At 56.6% G+C, this 19,313-nt stretch carries 16 protein-coding genes and 1 pseudogene; 8 read left to right on the plus strand and 9 right to left on the minus strand.

Annotation, left to right across the window (positions count from 1 at the left end; all coding sequences use genetic code 11):
* The first annotated feature begins 62 nt into the window (after nucleotides 1-62).
* Nucleotides 63-1,310: a polysaccharide deacetylase family protein gene (locus QRD42_RS08570; protein WP_318363879.1), complete on the plus strand. Its 1,248-nt coding sequence runs from the start codon at nucleotides 63-65 to the stop codon at nucleotides 1,308-1,310.
* Between the two features lies 1 nt (nucleotide 1,311).
* Here QRD42_RS08570 and panD read toward each other — a convergent pair whose 3' ends face one another.
* The 9 genes from panD to thpR all read right to left on the minus strand — a co-directional run bounded on the left by panD (nucleotide 1,312) and on the right by thpR (nucleotide 8,269).
* Nucleotides 1,312-1,692 carry an aspartate 1-decarboxylase gene (gene panD / locus QRD42_RS08575; RefSeq protein WP_039078406.1) on the minus strand — a complete coding sequence of 127 codons (381 nt, stop codon included), beginning with the start codon at nucleotides 1,690-1,692 and terminating at the stop codon, nucleotides 1,312-1,314.
* Nucleotides 1,693-1,737: 45 nt separating this feature from the next.
* Nucleotides 1,738-2,592 carry a pantoate--beta-alanine ligase gene (gene panC / locus QRD42_RS08580; RefSeq protein WP_318377020.1) on the minus strand — a complete coding sequence of 285 codons (855 nt, stop codon included), beginning with the start codon at nucleotides 2,590-2,592 and terminating at the stop codon, nucleotides 1,738-1,740.
* A gap of 11 nt (nucleotides 2,593-2,603) precedes the next feature.
* Complete coding sequence (gene panB, locus QRD42_RS08585; protein ID WP_072570672.1) at nucleotides 2,604-3,395, minus strand: 3-methyl-2-oxobutanoate hydroxymethyltransferase; 792 nt, start codon at nucleotides 3,393-3,395, stop codon at nucleotides 2,604-2,606.
* Between the two features lie 103 nt (nucleotides 3,396-3,498).
* The gene (gene folK / locus QRD42_RS08590; RefSeq protein ID WP_321988625.1) at nucleotides 3,499-3,978 is read right to left on the minus strand and encodes a 2-amino-4-hydroxy-6-hydroxymethyldihydropteridine diphosphokinase; all 480 of its coding nucleotides are present in this window, start codon (nucleotides 3,976-3,978) and stop codon (nucleotides 3,499-3,501) included.
* Nucleotides 3,975-5,375 carry a polynucleotide adenylyltransferase PcnB gene (pcnB, locus tag QRD42_RS08595; protein WP_099458817.1) on the minus strand — a complete coding sequence of 467 codons (1,401 nt, stop codon included), beginning with the start codon at nucleotides 5,373-5,375 and terminating at the stop codon, nucleotides 3,975-3,977. The genes folK and pcnB overlap by 4 nt, the downstream gene beginning before the upstream one ends.
* A 55-nt stretch (nucleotides 5,376-5,430) precedes the next feature.
* Complete coding sequence (gluQRS, locus tag QRD42_RS08600; protein ID WP_321988626.1) at nucleotides 5,431-6,327, minus strand: tRNA glutamyl-Q(34) synthetase GluQRS; 897 nt, start codon at nucleotides 6,325-6,327, stop codon at nucleotides 5,431-5,433.
* A gap of 66 nt (nucleotides 6,328-6,393) precedes the next feature.
* Nucleotides 6,394-6,849: an RNA polymerase-binding protein DksA gene (dksA, locus tag QRD42_RS08605; protein ID WP_072570677.1), complete on the minus strand. Its 456-nt coding sequence runs from the start codon at nucleotides 6,847-6,849 to the stop codon at nucleotides 6,394-6,396.
* 175 nt (nucleotides 6,850-7,024) lie between these two features.
* Nucleotides 7,025-7,729, minus strand: coding sequence for a DNA/RNA nuclease SfsA (sfsA, locus tag QRD42_RS08610; RefSeq protein WP_318377018.1), 705 nt, complete (start codon nucleotides 7,727-7,729; stop codon nucleotides 7,025-7,027).
* Nucleotides 7,730-7,732: 3 nt separating this feature from the next.
* Nucleotides 7,733-8,269 (minus strand): RNA 2',3'-cyclic phosphodiesterase, encoded by a 537-nt coding sequence (thpR, locus tag QRD42_RS08615; RefSeq protein WP_321988628.1) that lies wholly within the window; start codon nucleotides 8,267-8,269, stop codon nucleotides 7,733-7,735.
* Nucleotides 8,270-8,347: 78 nt separating this feature from the next.
* On the opposite strand from thpR, the gene hrpB reads away from it, so the two are divergent.
* The 7 genes and pseudogenes from hrpB to QRD42_RS08650 form a co-directional block, all read left to right on the plus strand.
* Entirely contained in the window at nucleotides 8,348-10,783 is a 2,436-nt protein-coding gene (gene hrpB, locus QRD42_RS08620; RefSeq protein ID WP_321988629.1) for an ATP-dependent helicase HrpB, read from the plus strand.
* 137 nt (nucleotides 10,784-10,920) lie between these two features.
* Nucleotides 10,921-13,455 carry a bifunctional glycosyl transferase/transpeptidase gene (mrcB, locus tag QRD42_RS08625; protein ID WP_318363887.1) on the plus strand — a complete coding sequence of 845 codons (2,535 nt, stop codon included), beginning with the start codon at nucleotides 10,921-10,923 and terminating at the stop codon, nucleotides 13,453-13,455.
* Nucleotides 13,456-13,989: 534 nt separating this feature from the next.
* On the plus strand, nucleotides 13,990-14,538 hold the full coding sequence (locus QRD42_RS08630; RefSeq protein WP_321988630.1) for a fimbrial protein: 549 nt from the start codon (nucleotides 13,990-13,992) through the stop codon (nucleotides 14,536-14,538).
* Nucleotides 14,539-14,593: 55 nt separating this feature from the next.
* Nucleotides 14,594-15,307 carry a molecular chaperone gene (locus QRD42_RS08635; protein WP_321988631.1) on the plus strand — a complete coding sequence of 238 codons (714 nt, stop codon included), beginning with the start codon at nucleotides 14,594-14,596 and terminating at the stop codon, nucleotides 15,305-15,307.
* Between the two features lie 31 nt (nucleotides 15,308-15,338).
* Nucleotides 15,339-17,822, plus strand: a complete 2,484-nt coding sequence (locus QRD42_RS08640) for a fimbria/pilus outer membrane usher protein (RefSeq protein ID WP_321988632.1) — start codon at nucleotides 15,339-15,341, stop codon at nucleotides 17,820-17,822.
* A 13-nt stretch (nucleotides 17,823-17,835) separates the two neighbouring features.
* Complete coding sequence (locus QRD42_RS08645; protein WP_321988633.1) at nucleotides 17,836-18,849, plus strand: fimbrial protein; 1,014 nt, start codon at nucleotides 17,836-17,838, stop codon at nucleotides 18,847-18,849.
* A gap of 200 nt (nucleotides 18,850-19,049) precedes the next feature.
* Nucleotides 19,050-19,313 (plus strand): annotated as a pseudogene (locus tag QRD42_RS08650) (TonB-dependent siderophore receptor); the annotation flags it as partial.

The following is a 19,313-nucleotide window of genomic DNA, read 5'->3' on the forward strand; positions in this document are numbered from 1 at the left end:
CCATTGGTATTACGAATGCTTTTGTTACAATGCGCGCAGAATTTCTTCACCACAGTTAAGCCATGCTGATCCGTTTCGCTTTTACTCTGCTGATTCTGCTCTCCGGCAGCGCTTCCGCCAGCCTGTTGGGCCAGCCGACCGCCACCGAACGTTATATGCAAACCACCGAAGATGCCGCCGTCTGGGCGCAGGTGGGCAATGAAGTCATTACCGTTGGTCATCTGTATGCCGGGCAGATCATCGCCGTAGCGCCCACAGCCGCCGACTATTACGAATTCCGCTTCGGGTTTGGCACCGGCTTTATTGATAAACAGCATCTGGAAGCGGTGCAGGGAAAACAGCGGGTTGAGGACAGCCTTGGCGATCTGAACAAGCCGCTCAGCAATCAGAACCTGATCACCTGGAAACCGACGCCGGTCTATAACGGCCCCAACACCGGCAGCGCGCCCTTTGGCATGCTGGTGGAAAACCTGCGCTATCCGGTAATCGGCAAGCTGAAAGACGGTCTGAACCAGACCTGGTATCAGATCCGCATTGGCAACCGGCTGGCGTACGTCAGCGCGCTGGACGCCCAGCAGGATGAAGGGCTGCCGATCCTGACCTATCACCACATTCTGCGTGACGAGGAAAATACCCGTTTCCGGCATACCTCCACCACTACGTCCGTTCGCGCCTTCAGTAACCAGATGACGTGGTTGCGCGATCAGGGATACACCACGCTGACCATGTCTCAGCTGGAAGGCTACGTGCACAACCGGATGAACCTGCCGGCGCGGGCGGTGGTGATCACCTTTGATGATGGCCTGAAGTCGGTGAGCCGCTATGCGTACCCGATCCTCAAGCAGTACGGCTTTAAAGCCACCTCCTTTACCATTACGTCACGCATCAAGCGTAAGCCGGAAAAGTGGGACCCGAAATCGCTACAGTTTATGAGCATTTCAGAAATGCAGCAGATCCGCGATGTGTTTGATTTCCAGTCGCACACGCATTTTCTGCACCGGGTGGATAATAGCCGCCATCCCATTTTACTGAGCCGCAGCTACCACGTAGTGCTGTTCGATTTTGAGCGCTCCCGCCGCGCGCTGGCGCAGTTTAATCCCCATGCCCTGTATCTGTCCTACCCGTTTGGCGGCTATGACAGCAAGGCGGTGAAAGCGGCCCAGGACGCGGGCTTTCATCTGGCGGTGACGACGGTGAAGGGAAAGGTAAAACCGGGGGATAATCCGTTCTTATTAAAACGACTCTATATTCTAAGAACGGATCCGCTGGAGACCATGGCGCGGTTAATTGTTAACCGGCCACAGGGTTAACTCAGGCAACCTGCACCGGCACGGCTTTCGCGGTGCGTTTCATCTCGTTGTCGCCGTCAAAATAGGCCACTTTCGGCTGCCAGCTGCGCGCCTGCTCATCGGGCATGGTGACGTAGCTGGCGATGATCAGAATGTCGCCCACATCCGCGCAGTGCGCCGCGGCGCCATTCACGGAAATGATGCGTGAACCGCGCTCACCGGCAATCGCATAGGTGGAAAAGCGCTTACCGTTAGTCACGTTGTAAATATCAATGGCTTCGTATTCCAGAATACCAGCCGCCTCAAGGAAATCCTGGTCGATGGCGCAGGAGCCTTCGTAATGCAGGTCAGCCTGCGTCACTTTGACGCGGTGGAGCTTGCCTTGCAGCATAGTGCGGATCATAAAGTTAACCTTCGTTACTGTGTTTGATAGGGGGTTTTACCTGCACTAGCGAGGTAATTCCACGACTTTATTATCGATCAGGCGGGCCTGACCAAGCCAGGCGGCCATCAGGATCACCGCACGTTTACTGGCGGGGGAAACCTCCAGCAGCGTATCGGCATCCCGGATCTGAATATCATCGGCGCGAAAACCGCTGTTATTCAGATCCTGCTCCGCTACGGCAACGATCTCATGGATGTCGTCATCGCCCGCGAGCAGTTTTTCCGCCATCGCGTTCATCACCTTGCTCAGACCCGGCGCGATTTTGCGCTGATCGCTGGTGAGATAGCCGTTGCGGGAACTCAGCGCGAGTCCATCTTTCGCGCGTACCGTCGGCACGCCGATGATCTCAATGTCATACCCCATGTCAGCGACCATTTTGCGGATCACCGCCAGCTGCTGATAATCCTTTTCCCCGAAACAGGCGACATCCGGCTGCACCAGGTTAAAGAGTTTGCTGACGATAGTGGCGACGCCGCGGAAATGCCCCGGACGGCTCGCGCCTTCCAGCATCGCTGACAGGCCAGGCACTTCCACCCAGGTTTGCGACTCCGTGCCCTGCGGGTAAATCTGATCCGGCGCAGGGGCGAACACAATGTCCACTTTACGCTTGTTCAGCTTTTCACAGTCGTCCTGCAGGGTACGCGGATAACGCGCCAGATCGTCGGCCCGGTCAAACTGCATCGGGTTGACAAAAATGCTCGCCACCACCACATCGGCGGCGTTTCGCGCTTCATCCACCAGCTTCATATGGCCGTCGTGCAGGTTACCCATAGTGGGGACCAGCGCAATGCGTTTACCTTCCTGACGCAGACGGCGGATATGCTGACGCAGCAGCGGCAGGGTTTCGATAATCAACACAATAAGACTCCTTAATGGAAACTGTGCTCTTCGCCGGGATAAACTCCCGCTTCCACCTCTTCCACGTACTGACGCACCGCAGCGCGCATATCGCCGGTACCGGTGAGGAAGTTTTTAGCAAATTTTGGAATATGTCCGCCGGTAATGCCAAAGGCGTCGTGCATCACCAGGATCTGCCCGTCGGTAACATTGCCCGCGCCAATACCGATGACCGGAATGCGCAGCGCGTCGGTAATGCGTTTTGCCAGTTCAACCGGCACGCACTCCAGCACCAGCAGCTGCGCGCCTGCGGCTTCCAACGCCAGCGCATCGTCAAACAGGGTTTGCGCGGCATCGCCCCGGCCCTGCACTTTATAGCCGCCGAAAATATTCACCGACTGCGGGGTTAAGCCCAGATGACCGCACACCGGCACCGCGCGGTCGGTCAACATTTTTACCGTCTCCGCCAGCCAGCGTCCACCTTCAATTTTGACCATGTTGGCCCCGGCGCGCATCACTTCTGCGGAACTGGCAAACGCCTGCTCAGGCGTGGCGTACGCCATAAACGGCAGGTCGGCGAGCAGCAGGCAATGCGGCGCGCCACGGCGAACGGCGCGCGTGTGGTAGGCAATATCTTCTACCGTTACCGGCAGCGTGGAATCATGTCCTTGTACCGTCATCCCTAACGAATCACCCACCAGCATGACGTTGATCCCTTCTTCGGCAAAGAGTTTGGCGAAGCTGAAATCATAGGCAGTGATGGTGGCGAAGCGCTTTTTTTCCTCTTTACATTTCAGTAGCGAGGAGATGGTGGTTGGTTTCATAACGTTTCCTGATGGAGCCTTCAGACTTCCGGCATTCTATCAGTAACATTGATGCGAACAATGATTTTAGCCAGGCTTTCGCCAGGCGAAAGCAAGGGGAGATTTACCAGAGGGCGGGTTTTGGCGCGCCGCACTGCGTCAGTACGCAGGCGAGGGGCGTGCCGTCCGGGAAGAGCGCTTCCGGGGCGATTTCAAACAGCGGCCACAGCATAAAGCCACGGTTATGCATGTCGTAATGGGGAACCGTCAGGCGGGGCGTATTAATGACTTGGTCGCCGAACAGCATAATGTCCAGATCGAGGGTGCGCGGCCCCCAGCGCTCGGCTTTGCGTACCCGACCCTGCGCCAGCTCAATGCGCTGGGTATGATCGAGCAGGGTTTCGGCATCAAGCGTGGTTTCAAGCGCGACGGCGGCGTTCAGGTAATCGGGTTGATCCTGCGGGCCAAGGGGCGGCGTGCGGTAAAACGGTGAAAGCGCAACAATCTGGCTGTGCGGGATCTCTCCCAGCGCCGTGATGGCCGCGTTCACCTGCTCAAGAGGTGAGGCCAGATTGCTGCCGATAGCGATATACGCCAGCGTCATGCGCTGCCTTCGCGGCGCGGCGCGCGTTTGCGCGGACGGCGGTGACGGCGACGTTCCTGCGGTTCGTCGTCCAGCACGTCGAGCATGCCTTTTTGCGCCGGTGGCGCGGACACCTGGAATTCACCCCACCACTGCGTCAGACGTTGCAGTTCGTGGTTGTTTTCCGCTTCGGCACGCAGCGCCATCAAATCGTAGGCGGCGCGGAATTTCGGATGCTCCATCAGCTTCCAGGCGCGTTTACCCTGACGTCGGGACATGCGCAGCTGTAGCTGCCAGATATCGCGCACCAGCGTGGTGATGCGTTTCGGAATAGCCAGCGTGCGGCAGGCTTCGTCGAGCACATCGTTCATCGCCAGCGCAAAGGCGTCGTGATAGGTCAGCCCGCTTTCCTGGGCGATGCGCTGCGCGGTTTCCAGCTGCGGATACCACAGCATGGCGGCGAACAGGAAGGCCGGATTGACGCGCATATCGTTATGAATGCGGTTATCGGTATTCTTCAGCACCTGATCGATGATGCGTTCCATCGGCGTATCGCCGCTCTCGGTAAAGTAGCGGGTAATGGTCGGGAACAGCGGCTGGAACAGGCTGTATTCGCGCAGCAGCTTATAGGTTTCGTAACCGTAGCCCGCCTGCAACAGCTTGAGGGACTCTTCAAACAGGCGCGCCGGCGGCACGTCGTTGATGAGCGTCGCCAGGCGCGGGATCGGCTCGGCGGTTTCGTCGCTGATACGCATATGCAGTTTGGCGGCAAAGCGCACCGCACGCAGCATACGCACCGGATCTTCCCGATAGCGGGTTTCCGGATTGCCGATCAGACGGATCACGCCGTCTTCCAGATCGCGCATCCCGCCCACATAATCGCGCACGGTAAAATCGGCGACGCTGTAATAGAGGCTGTTGATGGTGAAATCGCGGCGCTGCGCATCATCTTCGATGGAGCCGAAAATGTTATCGCGCAGCAGCATGCCGTTCTGGCCACGCTGGGAGGTGGTGCGATCGGCAGCCTGCTCTTCATGATGCCCGCGGAAAGTCGCGACCTCGATGATCTCGGGGCCAAACATCACGTGCGCAAGACGGAAACGACGACCGACCAGACGGCAGTTGCGGAACAGCTTACGCACCTGATCCGGCGTGGCGTTGGTGGTGACGTCGAAATCTTTTGGCTTTTTGCCCAGCAACAGGTCACGCACCCCGCCGCCGACCAGGTATGACTCATAGCCGGCTTTATTCAGGCGATAGAGGACCTTGAGGGCATTTTCACTGATATCTTTGCGGGAAATCGTGTGCTGCTCACGCGGGATAACCGTCATCTTTGGTTCGGCGATGGCGACGTCTTCGGCCATGCTCTCCTCGCGGCTTAGCACCTTGCGGCAAAAATTAGCGACTCGGGTAAAAATAGTGCACCTCGGTTGTGTCAGTCTTCTGGACAAAAAAATTGCGGCTTATCATAGCTCAGCGTGGGGCATTTGAGAATGCCGGATTCACGCAGGCTTGCTCCGGCACCCGTGACAGGGACCAGTTTTGCACCGCTCGTTGTAGCAGGGCGTCCACGGACAGATCCTGCCATTCTTCTGTTACATCCTGATTTAAAAACGCTAACGCGCTGATAAGTATGGGGCGCGGGTCCCCCTGCGGCAGCGCCGGAGCGTGATTCTGCTTCGACAGCTTATCGCCGGCGGCATTGAGCGCCAGCGGCAGGTGGATATACTCCGGCACCGCCCAGCCAAGCTGTTGATAGAGCGAAATCTGGCGGACCGTCGGTTCAATCAAATCCGCGCCGCGCACAATTTCCGTCACGCCCTGGAAATGATCGTCCACCACCACCGCCAGATTATATGCAAATAACCCATCACGGCGATGAATAATAAAATCTTCATGCGCCAGCGCTGCATCGGCGACGATCTCGCCGCGCAGCCGATCGTGAAAACGGGTCACTGGCTGATGCTGAATAAGCCGCAGCGCAGCGTTTTCCGGGCCATTGCCCCGGGTCCGGCAGTAGCCGTCATAAACGCCGCCAATATTCTGAATGCGCGCCCTGGTGCAGGTGCAGTAATAGCAGCGCTCTTGTTGGTGCAGCTGTTGCAGAATATCGCGGTAGGCGTCATGACGCCGGGACTGCCACAGCACGTCGCCATCCCAGTGCAAACCATAGTGTTCGAGCTGGCGCAGAATAGTGTCAGCAGCGCTGGGGACTTCACGCGGGGGATCAATATCTTCGATACGTACCAGCCAGCGACCGGCATGGGCACGCGCCTGTAAATAGCTGCCAAGGGCGGCGATCAGCGAACCGAAATGGAGTTCACCAGAAGGGGATGGCGCAAAGCGCCCGATATAATCAGCGTCAGGCATGGTTGGGTAAAGCTAAGAGGGCGGGAGAGACTCCCGCCTGAGAGAACATTACGAAAGCGCCGCAGGTTAACCCGCCATTTGTTTTTCGCGGATTTCTGCCAGTGTTTTGCAGTCGATGCACAGGTCAGCCGTAGGACGGGCTTCCAGGCGACGAATGCCAATTTCAACACCGCAGGACTCGCAGAAGCCGAAGTCTTCGTCTTCCACTTTCTTAAGCGTTTTCTCGATCTTTTTGATCAGTTTACGTTCGCGGTCACGGTTACGCAGTTCAAGGCTGAACTCTTCTTCCTGTGCGGCACGGTCTACCGGATCAGGGAAGTTAGCGGCTTCGTCCTGCATATGTGTGACAGTGCGATCGACTTCGTCCCTAAGTTGATTACGCCACGCTTCCAGAATGCGTTTGAAATGCGTGAGCTGGGCTTCGTTCATATACTCTTCGCCCGGCTTCTCCTGGTATGGCTCCACCCCAGCGATGGCGAGAATACTCAGGGACGATGTTTTACGGTTTTGCCCTTCTTGCATGTTGTTTCTCCTTAACACGCACTATCGATCCCCGTGTTGGGGAAAAATCAGGCCGCTATAAATAGCAGATGCTTTTCAGGATAGCAATTATCTAAACGTTACACTTGACAACCCTGTGAGGAAAAGCGTATTTGCGCACGTAGGCCAGCACACTATTTACTCAGCCACTATACCTTTAAAATTCGGCAGATAGCGGCATTGTCAGACTCATAATTTCGGCAGAAAGTTCCGCTTTATAAATCAGAATTTCTACCCCCTGCCGCTGCGCTTCACTGAGAAGCTGTGCGTATTTAGGATCAATGTGGCGAGCCGGTGAAAATCGGTCAATGGCTGAATGCAGCACGGCAAACAACAGCACTGCCCGATCCCCTGCGGCCGCCACGCTCATCAACTCACGCAGATGCTTCTGCCCCCGCAGCGTGACCGCATCGGGGAAATAGCCCTGCGCCTTATCGGCCAGCGTGACTGATTTCACTTCAATATAGCAGTTGCGGCGGTCTTCTGCCTGTAACATGAAATCAATACGGCTCTGCTCAGAACCATATTTCACTTCACTTTTCAAAGCGCTATAGCCCGTTAGTGTTGGCAAACGATCTGCCATTAATGCCTCTTTCACTAACATATTGGCGCGCAAAGTATTGACGCAAATCCACGCGCCCGCTTGCGTTTGAGTTAATTCCCAGGTGTGTGCATATTTCCGTTTAGTATTTTCTGAAGTGGAATACCAGACGGTGTCGCCAGGCGTCGCGCAACCGGTCATCGCGCCGGTATTCGGGCAGTGCAGGGTCAGGGTTTCACCTGTGGGCGTCACCACATCCGCCAGAAAGCGTTTATAGCGCTGGATCAGGGTGGCGGACTGAAGCGGCGGAGAAAACTGCATAGGTCATTCCTTTTGGCTGAGCGTCCAGCGGCTGAGCGCCGTGTAACGCGTACGTCCCTTAATAAACTGCGATTCATACAGCACAAATTCATTCACCGTAAACGACCAGCGAAAGCCCGGCGGCGGGATAGTGACCGCATGGCTGGCATCGCGCAGCAGCGTAACGTGCGGGTGAAACGGCTGCGGGCTTTGATAGCATCCACTGCGGGCGGCCTGCGCGCGCAGCATACTCGCCAGTTGCAGCAGGCCCCGCGGCGGCTGACGGGTACCGAGCCAGACGACCCGCGAGCGCAGCCACTGTCCGGCATCATCCAGCGTCAGCGTAAAGCCTGTCTGGCGGATACGCCCGGCCAGCTCGCACAACGCCCGCTGTTTGTCAGCGCTCACATCGCCTAAAAACGCCAGCGTCAGGTGCAGATTAGCCGCCGCTATCGGGCGACCGGCGTCAGGCGCAAAGTGCGCGGCGCGCCAGTGGATCACCTGCTGCTGAATGTCAGCGGGCAGTTCAAGGCCAAAAAACAGCCGTCTGGTATCTGGCATAAGGGATACTCGGTAATGATTTACGGCGATGCTACAATGCACGCCGATGAAATGAAAGTTAACCCACTGGAGCCCTGCGTGTCCTCTTTGCCGGTTGCCGCCGTACTGCCTGAATTGCTTGCCGCGCTGAAAAGCGCCTCCTGCGTGCTGCTTAATGCGCCCACCGGGGCCGGGAAATCCACCTGGCTGCCGCTGCAAATTCTGCAACAGGGCGAGATTGCAGGCCGCATTTTACTCCTTGAACCGCGCCGACTGGCGGCCCGTAACGTCGCGCAGCGGCTGGCGGAAAGCCTGAATGAAAAGCCCGGCGACACCGTCGGCTACCGCATGCGCGCCGAAACCTGCGTCGGGCCGCAGACCCGTCTCGAAGTGGTGACCGAGGGGATCCTCACGCGCATGATCCAGCAGGATCCGGAACTGACCGGCGTGGGGCTGGTGATCCTCGATGAATTCCATGAGCGCAGCGTACAGGCAGATCTGGCGCTGGCGCTGCTGCTGGATGTGCAACAAGGGCTGCGGGACGATCTCAAACTCCTGATTATGTCGGCGACGCTGGATAATGAACGGCTGCGCGGGCTGTTGCCCGATGCGCCGGTGATTGTGTCCGAAGGCCGCGCGTTTCCCGTGGAACGGCGCTACCAGCCGCTACCTGCGCATCAGCGTGCCGATGAAGCTATCGCCATTGCCACCGCCGAACTGCTGCGGGCGGAGCGCGGCTCGCTGCTGCTGTTTCTGCCGGGCGTCGGCGAGATCCAGCGCGTGCAGGAACACCTCGCCCCGCGCGTGGGCGCGGATGTCCAGCTCTGTCCGTTATACGGCGCGCTGCCGCTGGCCGAACAGCGCAAAGCCATTCTTCCCGCGCCGGAGGGTCTGCGCAAAGTGGTGCTGGCGACCAACATTGCGGAAACCAGTCTGACCATCGAAGGCATTCGCTTAGTGGTGGACAGCGCCCAGGTGCGGGTGGCGCGTTTTGATCCCCGTACCGGGCTGACGCGGCTGGTGACCCAGCGTATCAGCCAGGCGTCGATGACCCAGCGCGCAGGCCGCGCCGGGCGACTGGAGGCGGGGATCTGCGTGCATCTGCTGGCAAAAGATCAGGCGGAACGCGCCGCCGCGCAGAGCGATGCGGAGATCCTGCAAAGCGATCTCTCCGGTCTGCTGCTGGAGTTGCTGCAATGGGGATGCCCGGATCCGGCGCAGCTGTGTTTTCTTGATGCGCCGCCCGCCGCGAATCTGGCCGCAGCAAGAACATTACTGACGCAGCTCCAGGCGCTGGCGGAAGATCGCCTGACCCCGCGCGGTCAGAAAATCGCGCAGCTCGGCACCGATCCGCGTCACGGGGCGATGCTTATAGCCGCGAATACGCCGGATGAGATCGCCACCGCCGCGAAGCTGGTCGCCATTCTTGAAGAGCCGCCGCGTGGCGGGAATAGCGATTTAAGCGTCGCCTTCTCACGCAGTCAGCCGTACTGGCAGCGCCGCAGCCAGCAGCTGATTAAACGCCTCAACGCGCGGGCAGGCGCGGAGGACAGCGATCTGCTCCCCGGTGTGTTGGCCTGTGGTTTTGCCGACCGTATCGCCCGCCGTCGCGGGCAGGAAGGACGCTATCAGCTGGCAAACGGGATGGGCGTGATGCTCGACAGCGACGATGCGCTGGGGCGTCATGAGTGGCTGATCGCGCCCTTGCTGTTGCAGGGCAGCCATACGCCGGACGCGCGCATTTTGCAGGCGCTGGCGCTGGACATTAATGCGCTGGTCGCCGCGCACCCGGAATTATTACGCCAGTCTGATACCGTGGAGTGGGATGACGTGCAGGGCACGCTGAAAGCCTTTCGCCGCAGTCAGATTGGACAGCTAACATTAAACGTCAGGCCGCTGGCGAAACCGTCGGAAGAAGAGCTGCATCTGGCGATGCTCAACGGCATCCGCGAGAAGGGCTTGCAGGTGCTGAACTGGACGCCGGAAGCGGAGCAGCTGCGACTCCGGCTGCACTGCGCCGCGAAATGGCTGCCGGAAACTGCATGGCCTGCCGTGGATGATGACTCGCTTTTGGCAACGCTTGAGCTATGGTTACTTCCCGGCATGCAGGGCGTTCACTCCCTACGCGCCCTGAAAGCGCTGGATGTGTGCCGGGCGCTGGAAAATTTGCTGAGCTGGCCGATGCGTCAACGGCTGGATAGTGCGCTGCCGTCGCATTACACTGTGCCGACGGAAAGCCGGATAGCCATTCGTTATCACGAGGATAACGACCCGGTGCTGGCGGTGCGGATGCAGGAGATGTTTGGCGAGGCGACCACGCCCGCCATTGCCGACGGGCGCGTGCCGCTGGTGCTGGAGCTGCTGTCTCCCGCCCGCCGTCCCTTACAAATCACGCGCGATCTCAGCGCGTTCTGGCAGGGCGCGTACCGTGAAGTGCAGAAAGAGATGAAAGGGCGCTATCCCAAACATGTCTGGCCGGATGACCCGGCAACGGCAGCGCCCACCCGGCGTACTAAAAAGTATTCGCAGGCATAATCACATCCTGTAGGCCGGACAAGCGTCAGCGCCATCCGGCACGAGTGCAATGAACTTTGAGAGATTTCTTCTTCCGCCATTTTGCGGAAGCAATGAGGATCGGGCCTTGCGCCTGAAAAATGTAGCGGAGAGTAAACATGGCGGGGAATGACCGCGAACCTATTGGACGCAAAGGCCGACCAGCGCGTCCGGTAAAAGAAAAAGTAAGCCGTCGTCGACTCAGAGATGAAGACGCGGATGATTATGATGATGAGGACGACGAACCGATGCCGCGCCGGAGTAAAGGTAAAGGCAAAGGCAAAAAACCTCGCGGCAAACGCGGCTGGTTCTGGCTGCTGGTAAAAATCGGCATTGTTATTCTTGTACTGCTGGCGATATACGGACTGTATCTCGACCAGAAGATCCGCAGCCGCATTGACGGCAAAGTCTGGCAATTGCCTGCCGCCGTGTATGGCCGCATGGTTAACCTTGAGCCGGACATGGCGGTCAGCAAAAACGAGATGGTGAAGCTGCTGGAAGCCACCCAGTACCGCAAGGTGACGGCGATGACCCGCCCCGGCGAGTTTACCGTGCAGGCTAACAGCATCGAGATGATCCGCCGTCCGTTCGATTTTCCGGACAGTAAAGAGGGGCAGGTGCGCGCGCGTCTGACCTTCAGCGGCGACCGTCTGGAAACCATTGAGAACATGGAGAACAACCGCCAGTTCGGTTTCTTCCGTCTCGATCCGCGGCTGATCACCATGCTCTCCTCGCCGAACGGCGAGCAGCGCCTGTTTGTGCCGCGCAGTGGTTTCCCGGATCTGCTGGTGGATACCCTGCTGGCGACCGAAGACCGCCATTTCTATGAGCATGACGGTATCAGCTTCTACTCCATCGGGCGTGCGGTGCTGGCGAACCTGACGGCAGGGCGCACGGTGCAGGGGGCCAGTACGCTCACCCAGCAGCTGGTGAAAAACCTGTTCCTCTCCAGCGAACGCTCATATGGCCGTAAAGCGAACGAAGCTTATATGGCGCTGATCATGGATGCGCGCTACAGCAAAGACCGTATCCTTGAGCTGTATATGAACGAGGTGTACCTCGGTCAGAGCGGCGACAACGAGATCCGCGGCTTCCCGCTGGCGAGCCTGTACTACTTCGGGCGTCCGGTGGAAGAGCTGAGCCTTGACCAGCAGGCGCTGCTGGTGGGCATGGTAAAAGGCGCGTCCATTTATAACCCGTGGCGTAACCCGAAACTGGCGCTGGAGCGTCGTAACCTGGTCCTGCGTCTGCTGCAACAGCAGCAGGTTATCGATCAGGAGCTTTACGACATGCTGAGCGCCCGTCCGCTGGGCGTGCAGCCGCGCGGCGGCGTGATTTCCCCGCAGCCTGCCTTTATGCAGATGGTGCGTCAGGAGTTGCAGGCGAAGCTGGGCGATAAAGTGAAAGATCTCTCCGGCGTGAAGATCTTCACCACCTTTGACTCGGTGGCGCAGGATGCCGCTGAGAAAGCGGCGGTGGAAGGTATTCCGGCGCTGATCAAGCAGCGTAAGCTGAGCGATCTGGAAACCGCGATGGTGGTGGTCGACCGCTTCAGCGGCGAAGTCCGCGCCATGGTCGGCGGCGCGACGCCGCAGTTCGCCGGTTATAACCGTGCGATGCAGGCGCGTCGTTCCATTGGCTCGCTGGCAAAACCGGCGACCTATCTGACCGCGCTGAGCCAGCCGAATCAGTACCGTCTGAATACGGTGATCGCCGATGCGCCTATCTCCCTGCGCCAGCCAAATGGCCAGGTGTGGTCGCCGCAGAACGATGACAAACGCTTCAGCGGCCAGGTGCTGCTGGTGGATGCGCTGACCCGTTCAATGAACGTGCCGACGGTAAACCTCGGGATGGCGCTTGGCCTGCCGGCGGTCACCGATACCTGGCTGAAACTGGGCGCGCCGAAAGATCAGCTGCACGCGGTGCCATCCATGCTGTTAGGGGCGCTGAACCTGACGCCGGTGGAAGTGGCGCAGGCGTTCCAGACTATCGCCAGCGGCGGTAACCGGGCGACGCTCTCTTCGCTGCGTTCGGTGATTGCGGAAGACGGTACGGTGCTCTACCAGAGCTTCCCGCAGGCGGAGCGCGCAGTGCCTGCTCAGGCGGCCTATATGACGCTGTGGACCATGCAGCAGGTGATCCAGCGTGGCACCGGGCGTCAGCTTGGCGCGAAATATCCGGGTCTGCATCTGGCGGGTAAAACCGGCACCACCAACAATAACGTCGACACCTGGTTTGCCGGGATCGACGGGCGTGAAGTGACCATCACCTGGGTAGGCCGCGACAATAACCAGCCGACCAAACTGTACGGGGCGAGCGGGGCGATGGCCATCTATCAGCGCTATCTGGCGAACCAGTCGCCGTTCCCGCTGGAGCTGACCGCGCCGGAAGACATCGTCGATATGGGCATTGATGACGCAGGCAACTTCATGTGCGCTGGCGGAAGTTCCCGTACTATCCCGGTGTGGACCACCAACCCGGACAGCCTGTGCCAGCAGAGCCAGGCGTTGCAGCAGTCGAATAATCCGTTCGATCAGTCTGCGCCGCAGCAGCCGCAACAGCAGCCTCAGCAACAGCAGCAACAACCGCCGCAGCAGGAAGAAAAAAGCGACGGCGTAGCGGGCTGGATCAAGGATATGTTCGGCGGTAACTAAGCGTTACCCGCCTGTATCACCGCCTCAGAGTCGATTAACGTCGCTCTGGGGCGTTTTTTTTAAGATTGTTCCCTGCTTATTCCTCCCGGTCATGCTTTCCATTTCCTAATGTATGCCACTTCCTTATGACGTCACGATCCCGGTGATTAAACGGGAGTTATATTCATTCAACCCTGGCTTTCATGTATTAACTCTCTGATCCTGGGTGTAGTGGGATATTACTATTTTTCTGGTGAATATATGGAGTGGAATTTAATAATTAATTAAATCTTGTATAAGACTAATCAAAAGTATTTTTAATATGAGTCTTCCTGGTCTGGGTCTTGAATATTTACTGGCTTCAGGAAATTCCTGGTAGTTGCGTTAATTTTTAGGTGAAGGTAATATTAGTAAATAAGATCGAATGAGCGTGAGGTGTATATGGATATCTTTTCACTTCATAAGCTCATTCTTATGGTTGGTTAAAATATTAACTCCCCGGTTTATCATTTTTGTGATGTAAATTTTTTTATAGACATATGTAAGGAACACGTTATGTATAAAAAATATTTTCTGCCACTGCTTGCTGGCGTGCTGTTTACTACCTCCGTTTCGCCAGTTCAGGCGACCGATACCGGTACTATTAGCTTTAACGGGAAAATCGTCGCCGACAGTTGCAACGTTAACGTGAATGGCGCAGTCACTAACGGCATTGTGACGTTCAGGAACCTGACGCAAACTTCATTTGGCGAGGATAAAAAAGTGGGTGATAGCCAGCCTTTTGAGATTACCGTACGCAACTGCGATACCAGCATCTCTTTTATTAACATCAAGTTCTCCGGCGATCGCATCGCGGGTTATGACGATGAAGTTCTGGGAACCACCGGTGTTGCCAATAATGTAGGGATCCGCATGTACCCGGAATACAGCAGTAACACCTTTATTAAATTTGACGGGACAGAACCACCCTCTGCCGCAAAACAAAATGTGCAGGGGATGGACGTCGTATTTAACTACACCGCTGAAGTTATTCAGGTTGGTGCGGATTTACCGACTGCGGGTGATTATTCCGCGCAAGCTACATACACCCTGGTTTATCGTTAATTTATCAAGATAAACTGGCCCAGGGCGGGCCAGTATTTTCAATGGAATGAAGGAAATGCGAATTTATAATGCCATACTCGGGATCTTCTTTCTGCTGGGCGCTACCCTGGCGCAGGCGGGCGTCGTCATTGGCGGAACGCGAATTATTTATCCCTCGGACCAGGCTGAAGTCCAGGTCGCGTTAAAAAATAAAGATGATGCTAAGCGTTATCTGGTGCATAGCTGGGTCAGCAATATTGATGACAGCAAAGCGCCCTTTGTCATCACGCCGCCCATTTACAAGCTCGATGAAAATCGTCAAACGCTGCTGCATGTCGTCTATACCGGCGATAAAACACATTTACCCCAGGATCGCGAATCCTTGTTTATGGCAAATATCAAATCGGTGTCTTCTATGCCTGAAGAACTGCGCGATAAAAATACTCTGCAATTTGCGATCAAGACGAAAATCAAACTGTTTTACCGCCCATCGGCATTCAGCGATACCGCCGCGAAAACGGCGTGGCAGTCGTTGCAGTTCAGCCGCCGCAATAATCAGTTGACGATCAAAAACCCTACGCCGTTTTACGTTACCCTGGGTCAGCTTAAGGTGGCGCAGAAAGAGGTAAAACCGCTCGGCAAGCAGGATACCCCTTCCGCGCTATCCATGATGATCGCCCCTTATGGCGAGCAGGTTTTTGCCCTGCCGACGGCGGCGCACGGGTCAGTGATGTGGACCGCGATCAACGATTTTGGCGCCGAGACCGAACCGCGTCAGCAAGCGTTATAACCTGGCTGTGAATTTATCGTGGGTGGCGTTTATGTCTTCCTGGTGTAATGGCCGGATTTTTGGGCTCAGCGCGCTGGCACTGACAATATCGACGGTGACCAGCGCCGTTTATGCTGAAGACTATTTCAACCTCAGCGCACTGGAAACAGAGACGCCACTGGAAAATACCGGGGCTATTGAAGCCTGGCTGCGTAATAACGGCTTGTCGCCTGGCCAGTATCTGACGACCATCGTCTGGAATGAGGATCGCCTTGATAAAAGAAACCTCAATTACCTCCTGTCGAAAGACAATAAACAACTCATTCCGCAATTTACCAAAGCCGAACTGGCTGAACTGGGCGTAAAGGTCGATACCGTTCCGGCATTACATGAGCTTGCAGATAATGCGGCGGTAGGCGACATCAGTGAGTACATTCCTGGGGCGCGCTATGATTTCAGTCCGGACACCCAGGTGTTGCAACTGCATATCCCCCAGATGTATCGCAATACGCGGATCTCAGGCGAAACTAATCCGGCAAACTGGGATGACGGTATGCCCGCAATCTGGTCCAGTTATTATGTTTCTGGCGCGCGTCAGCAATCTGACGCCAGCAGCAGCGTGGCAAACTGGGCAAGCCTGAACTCCGGTCTGAACATGGGGCCCTGGCGCTTACGCAATACCAGCAGTTGGGCAAGTGACACCGGCTGGCAGTCCATTAGCAGTACCCTTGAGCGCGATGTGAAACGCTTACGCAGCCAGTTTCGCGCCGGACAAACCTCGACTAACGGCGAGCTGTTCGACAGCGTTCAAATGACAGGCGTAACCCTGGAAACGGATACCGCTATGTTGCCTGGCGGATTACAGGGATTTGCCCCGGTAGTTCGGGGTATCGCTAACAGCGACGCGAAGGTGACCGTTAAGCAAAATGGTTACATCATTTATCAGACCAACGTCTCGGCAGGGCCTTTTGAGCTGCGCGATCTCACGCAGGTGACGGCAGGCGCCGATCTCGAAGTGACGGTTGAGGAAGCCGATGGTACACAGCGAAGCTTTATCCAGGCCAGTTCTTCCGTTCCCATCATGCAGCGTGAAGGCGCGCTGAAATACAGCCTTTCAGCGGGTAAATACCGCGATGTTAATCATGGCGCAGAGCCGGGCTTTGGTCAGGCGACGGTAATTTATGGTCTGCCATTCGGCACCACGATTTACGGCGGCGTACTTGGCGCCTCAATGTATCGCGCCGGGTTGGTTGGTGTAGGAGCTGATTTGCACCGTCTGGGCTCCCTGTCGCTGGATCTGACGCAGGCACACACTTCTTTTGCAGATGAACGTGGCGATAAGAAAGGGCAGTCATGGCGTGCGCAGTACGCAAAAGACTTTCCGGCAACCGATACTACACTGACGCTGGCCAGCTACCGCTATTCCACGTCTGGCTTCTACACTTTTCAGGAAGCCCTGGATCAGCGCAATGGCGGCTATGACAGCAGCGATATGTACAGCTATCGCAACGTCTACAACAGACGCAGCCGCTTGCAACTCAATCTTTCCCAGTCACTACGGGGATGGGGTTCCGTCTATGCTAACGCCTGGCAGCAAAACTACTGGGGAATGGCGGGGCGCGAGCGCAGCGTCAGCTTTGGCTACAGCAGCAGCTGGCACGGGGCGAACTGGTCAGTGAATTACAGCCTGACCAAAACGCCCACGACCCGTGACGATCGGCAACTCGCTCTGTCGCTGAATATTCCGCTGTCACGCTTTTTGCCGGAAGCCTGGGCCACTTACAGTCTGAACAGGGCGAAAAATGGCCCCGCGTCGCACCAGGTAGGTCTTAACGGCTCGTTGCTGGAAGACAATAACTTGACCTATAACCTCCAGCAGACCTACACCAGCGACCAGGCTGGCAATGGCGCTTATCTCTCCTCCCGCTATCGCGCCTCTATGGGCGATTTCAGCACCAACTACAGCTACCAGAAAAACAGTAAACAGTGGGGATATAGCGCACAGGGTTCAGTGGTGGCGCATTCCCATGGCGTAACCCTGGGGCGTACGGTGCAGGACGCTTTTGCCGTGGTGCATATTACCGATGGCGATCATGTGAAAGTGCAGAGTTCACAGGGCATTTATACCGACGCCTGGGGCAACGCCATCGTTCCCACGCTGACCCCTTACCGGCGCAATACCATTACGGTGAACACGCAGGGGCGGGATGATATTGATATTCAGGATGCCGCGGTCGAAGCCATTCCGACAAAAGGGGCCGTTCTGGCAGCCGATTTTTCCGCCCGCTCGGGTAAACGCGCGCTGTTAACCCTGACGCACCGTGAGGGCGCAGTGCCATTCGGCGCGGTGTTCAGTATCGAAGGCATGACGGCGATTGTGGGTGATGGCGGTGAGGTCTACGTGACGGGATTAAAGGGTACGCAAGCTTTCACCGTGCAATGGGGCGATACGCCGGAGACGCGCTGCGCAGGCAGGATCACCGTGCCGAAAAAAATGGATGCCAGGTTTCTGATGAGAACCGTCAGCTGCGAATAAACAGGACGTTGAGATGAAAAATAAAATGTTGTTAATGGCAGGGCGCTGCGGTCTTGGGTTGCTGCTGATCGGTTCGGCGTTATTGAGTACGGCCGCGCGGGCGTCGTGCACCATTCTTGACAGAAAACCTGCTGCAAGGATTGGATTCGCGCCGCCGACATTAATCGTCAACAGCGATGCTGAACCTGGTACGATCATTTATAGCGAGCGTCAGTCCAGCTATACGATCAGAGTTGAATGTACTGCCGTTGCGGACATCTGGCAGGGTTATACCAATGTCAACGCAACTGACGAGCGGGCGGACAATCCCCTGCAGGGCGTCTATCAAACCAATGTGCCGGGTATCGGCTTTCGCGCCGCCTGGACAAACGCGACTACGCCAACATTCGAAGCCGACGATATCGTCAGGCCCTGGCACAGAGATATGTCGCCTGTTATCAAAGAGAATGGCTATTACACCTTAACGCTCAACGGCGCGGCGCAGTTTGTCGTGACCGGGCCGGTGAGTTCGGGGATGGTGTACATCGGTAAATTTAATGCCGAATGGAAGTACGATAACACCGTCGTCGGCTACCTGAGCTACAGCTCCAGCCTCGTTGAAGTGCAGCACACGACCTGTAATCTGGTGGAAAAAAACATCACCGTGCCTTTAGAGGAGATTAATGCGAGTGAGTTTACAAATAATGTCTCAAGGGTGGTATCCGATGACAGGTTTAAGCTCCAGATTGATAACTGCGACGCCGGAAGAAAAATCGATTACCGCTTCACTACCGCAGGTTCGACTGGCGTGACAAACGGCAATATCCTGAATATTGCGGCAGAAGAAGGGGCCGCTCAGGGCGTGGGTATCCAGATCCTGAACAGTAATAATGCGGTGTTGCAGTTTGACCAGGAGTATACGGCGGTGTCACAAACCAGCGCCGGGCAGTCGGTCACTATCCCGCTAAAAGCGCGCTATTTCAAAACCGGCACCGTCAAAGGCGGGCATGTCAACGCGGCGGCGACTTTTGAGGTTTACTATCGCTGAAATGTGAACTTTGCACGGGTTATTAAACATTCGGGCACATCTTTTTTACCCTTTCTGATCATCTGATTATTTCTTAAACCCTCAATTCTTGTAGGGCCGCATATCCCTTGCTTTCAAGCCGGATGCTCGCATAATATGCTGCGGTCATAATAATAATTATCGTTTACGTTATCATTCATCCCATTCCAGAGAGACACACAATGGCGCGTCCTGAAACGGCTCTGCCGGTCAATTCTTCACTGCGTAAAATCGCAGTCGTGGTCGCTACCGCAATCAGCGGCATGTCTTTTTATGCCCATGCAGCTGAAGACACTATTACTGTCACCACCTCCGCCGCCCCGCAGGAAAGCGCGTGGGGCCCGGCGGCGACAATTGCTGCCAAACACACGGCAACAGCAACCAAAACCGATACGCCGATTGAAAAGACGCCGCAGTCGATTTCGGTGGTAACGCGTGAAGAGATG

Origin of the sequence: Enterobacter sp. PGRG2, assembly GCF_030291195.1 — a bacterium.
Classification (GTDB): domain Bacteria; phylum Pseudomonadota; class Gammaproteobacteria; order Enterobacterales; family Enterobacteriaceae; genus Enterobacter_D.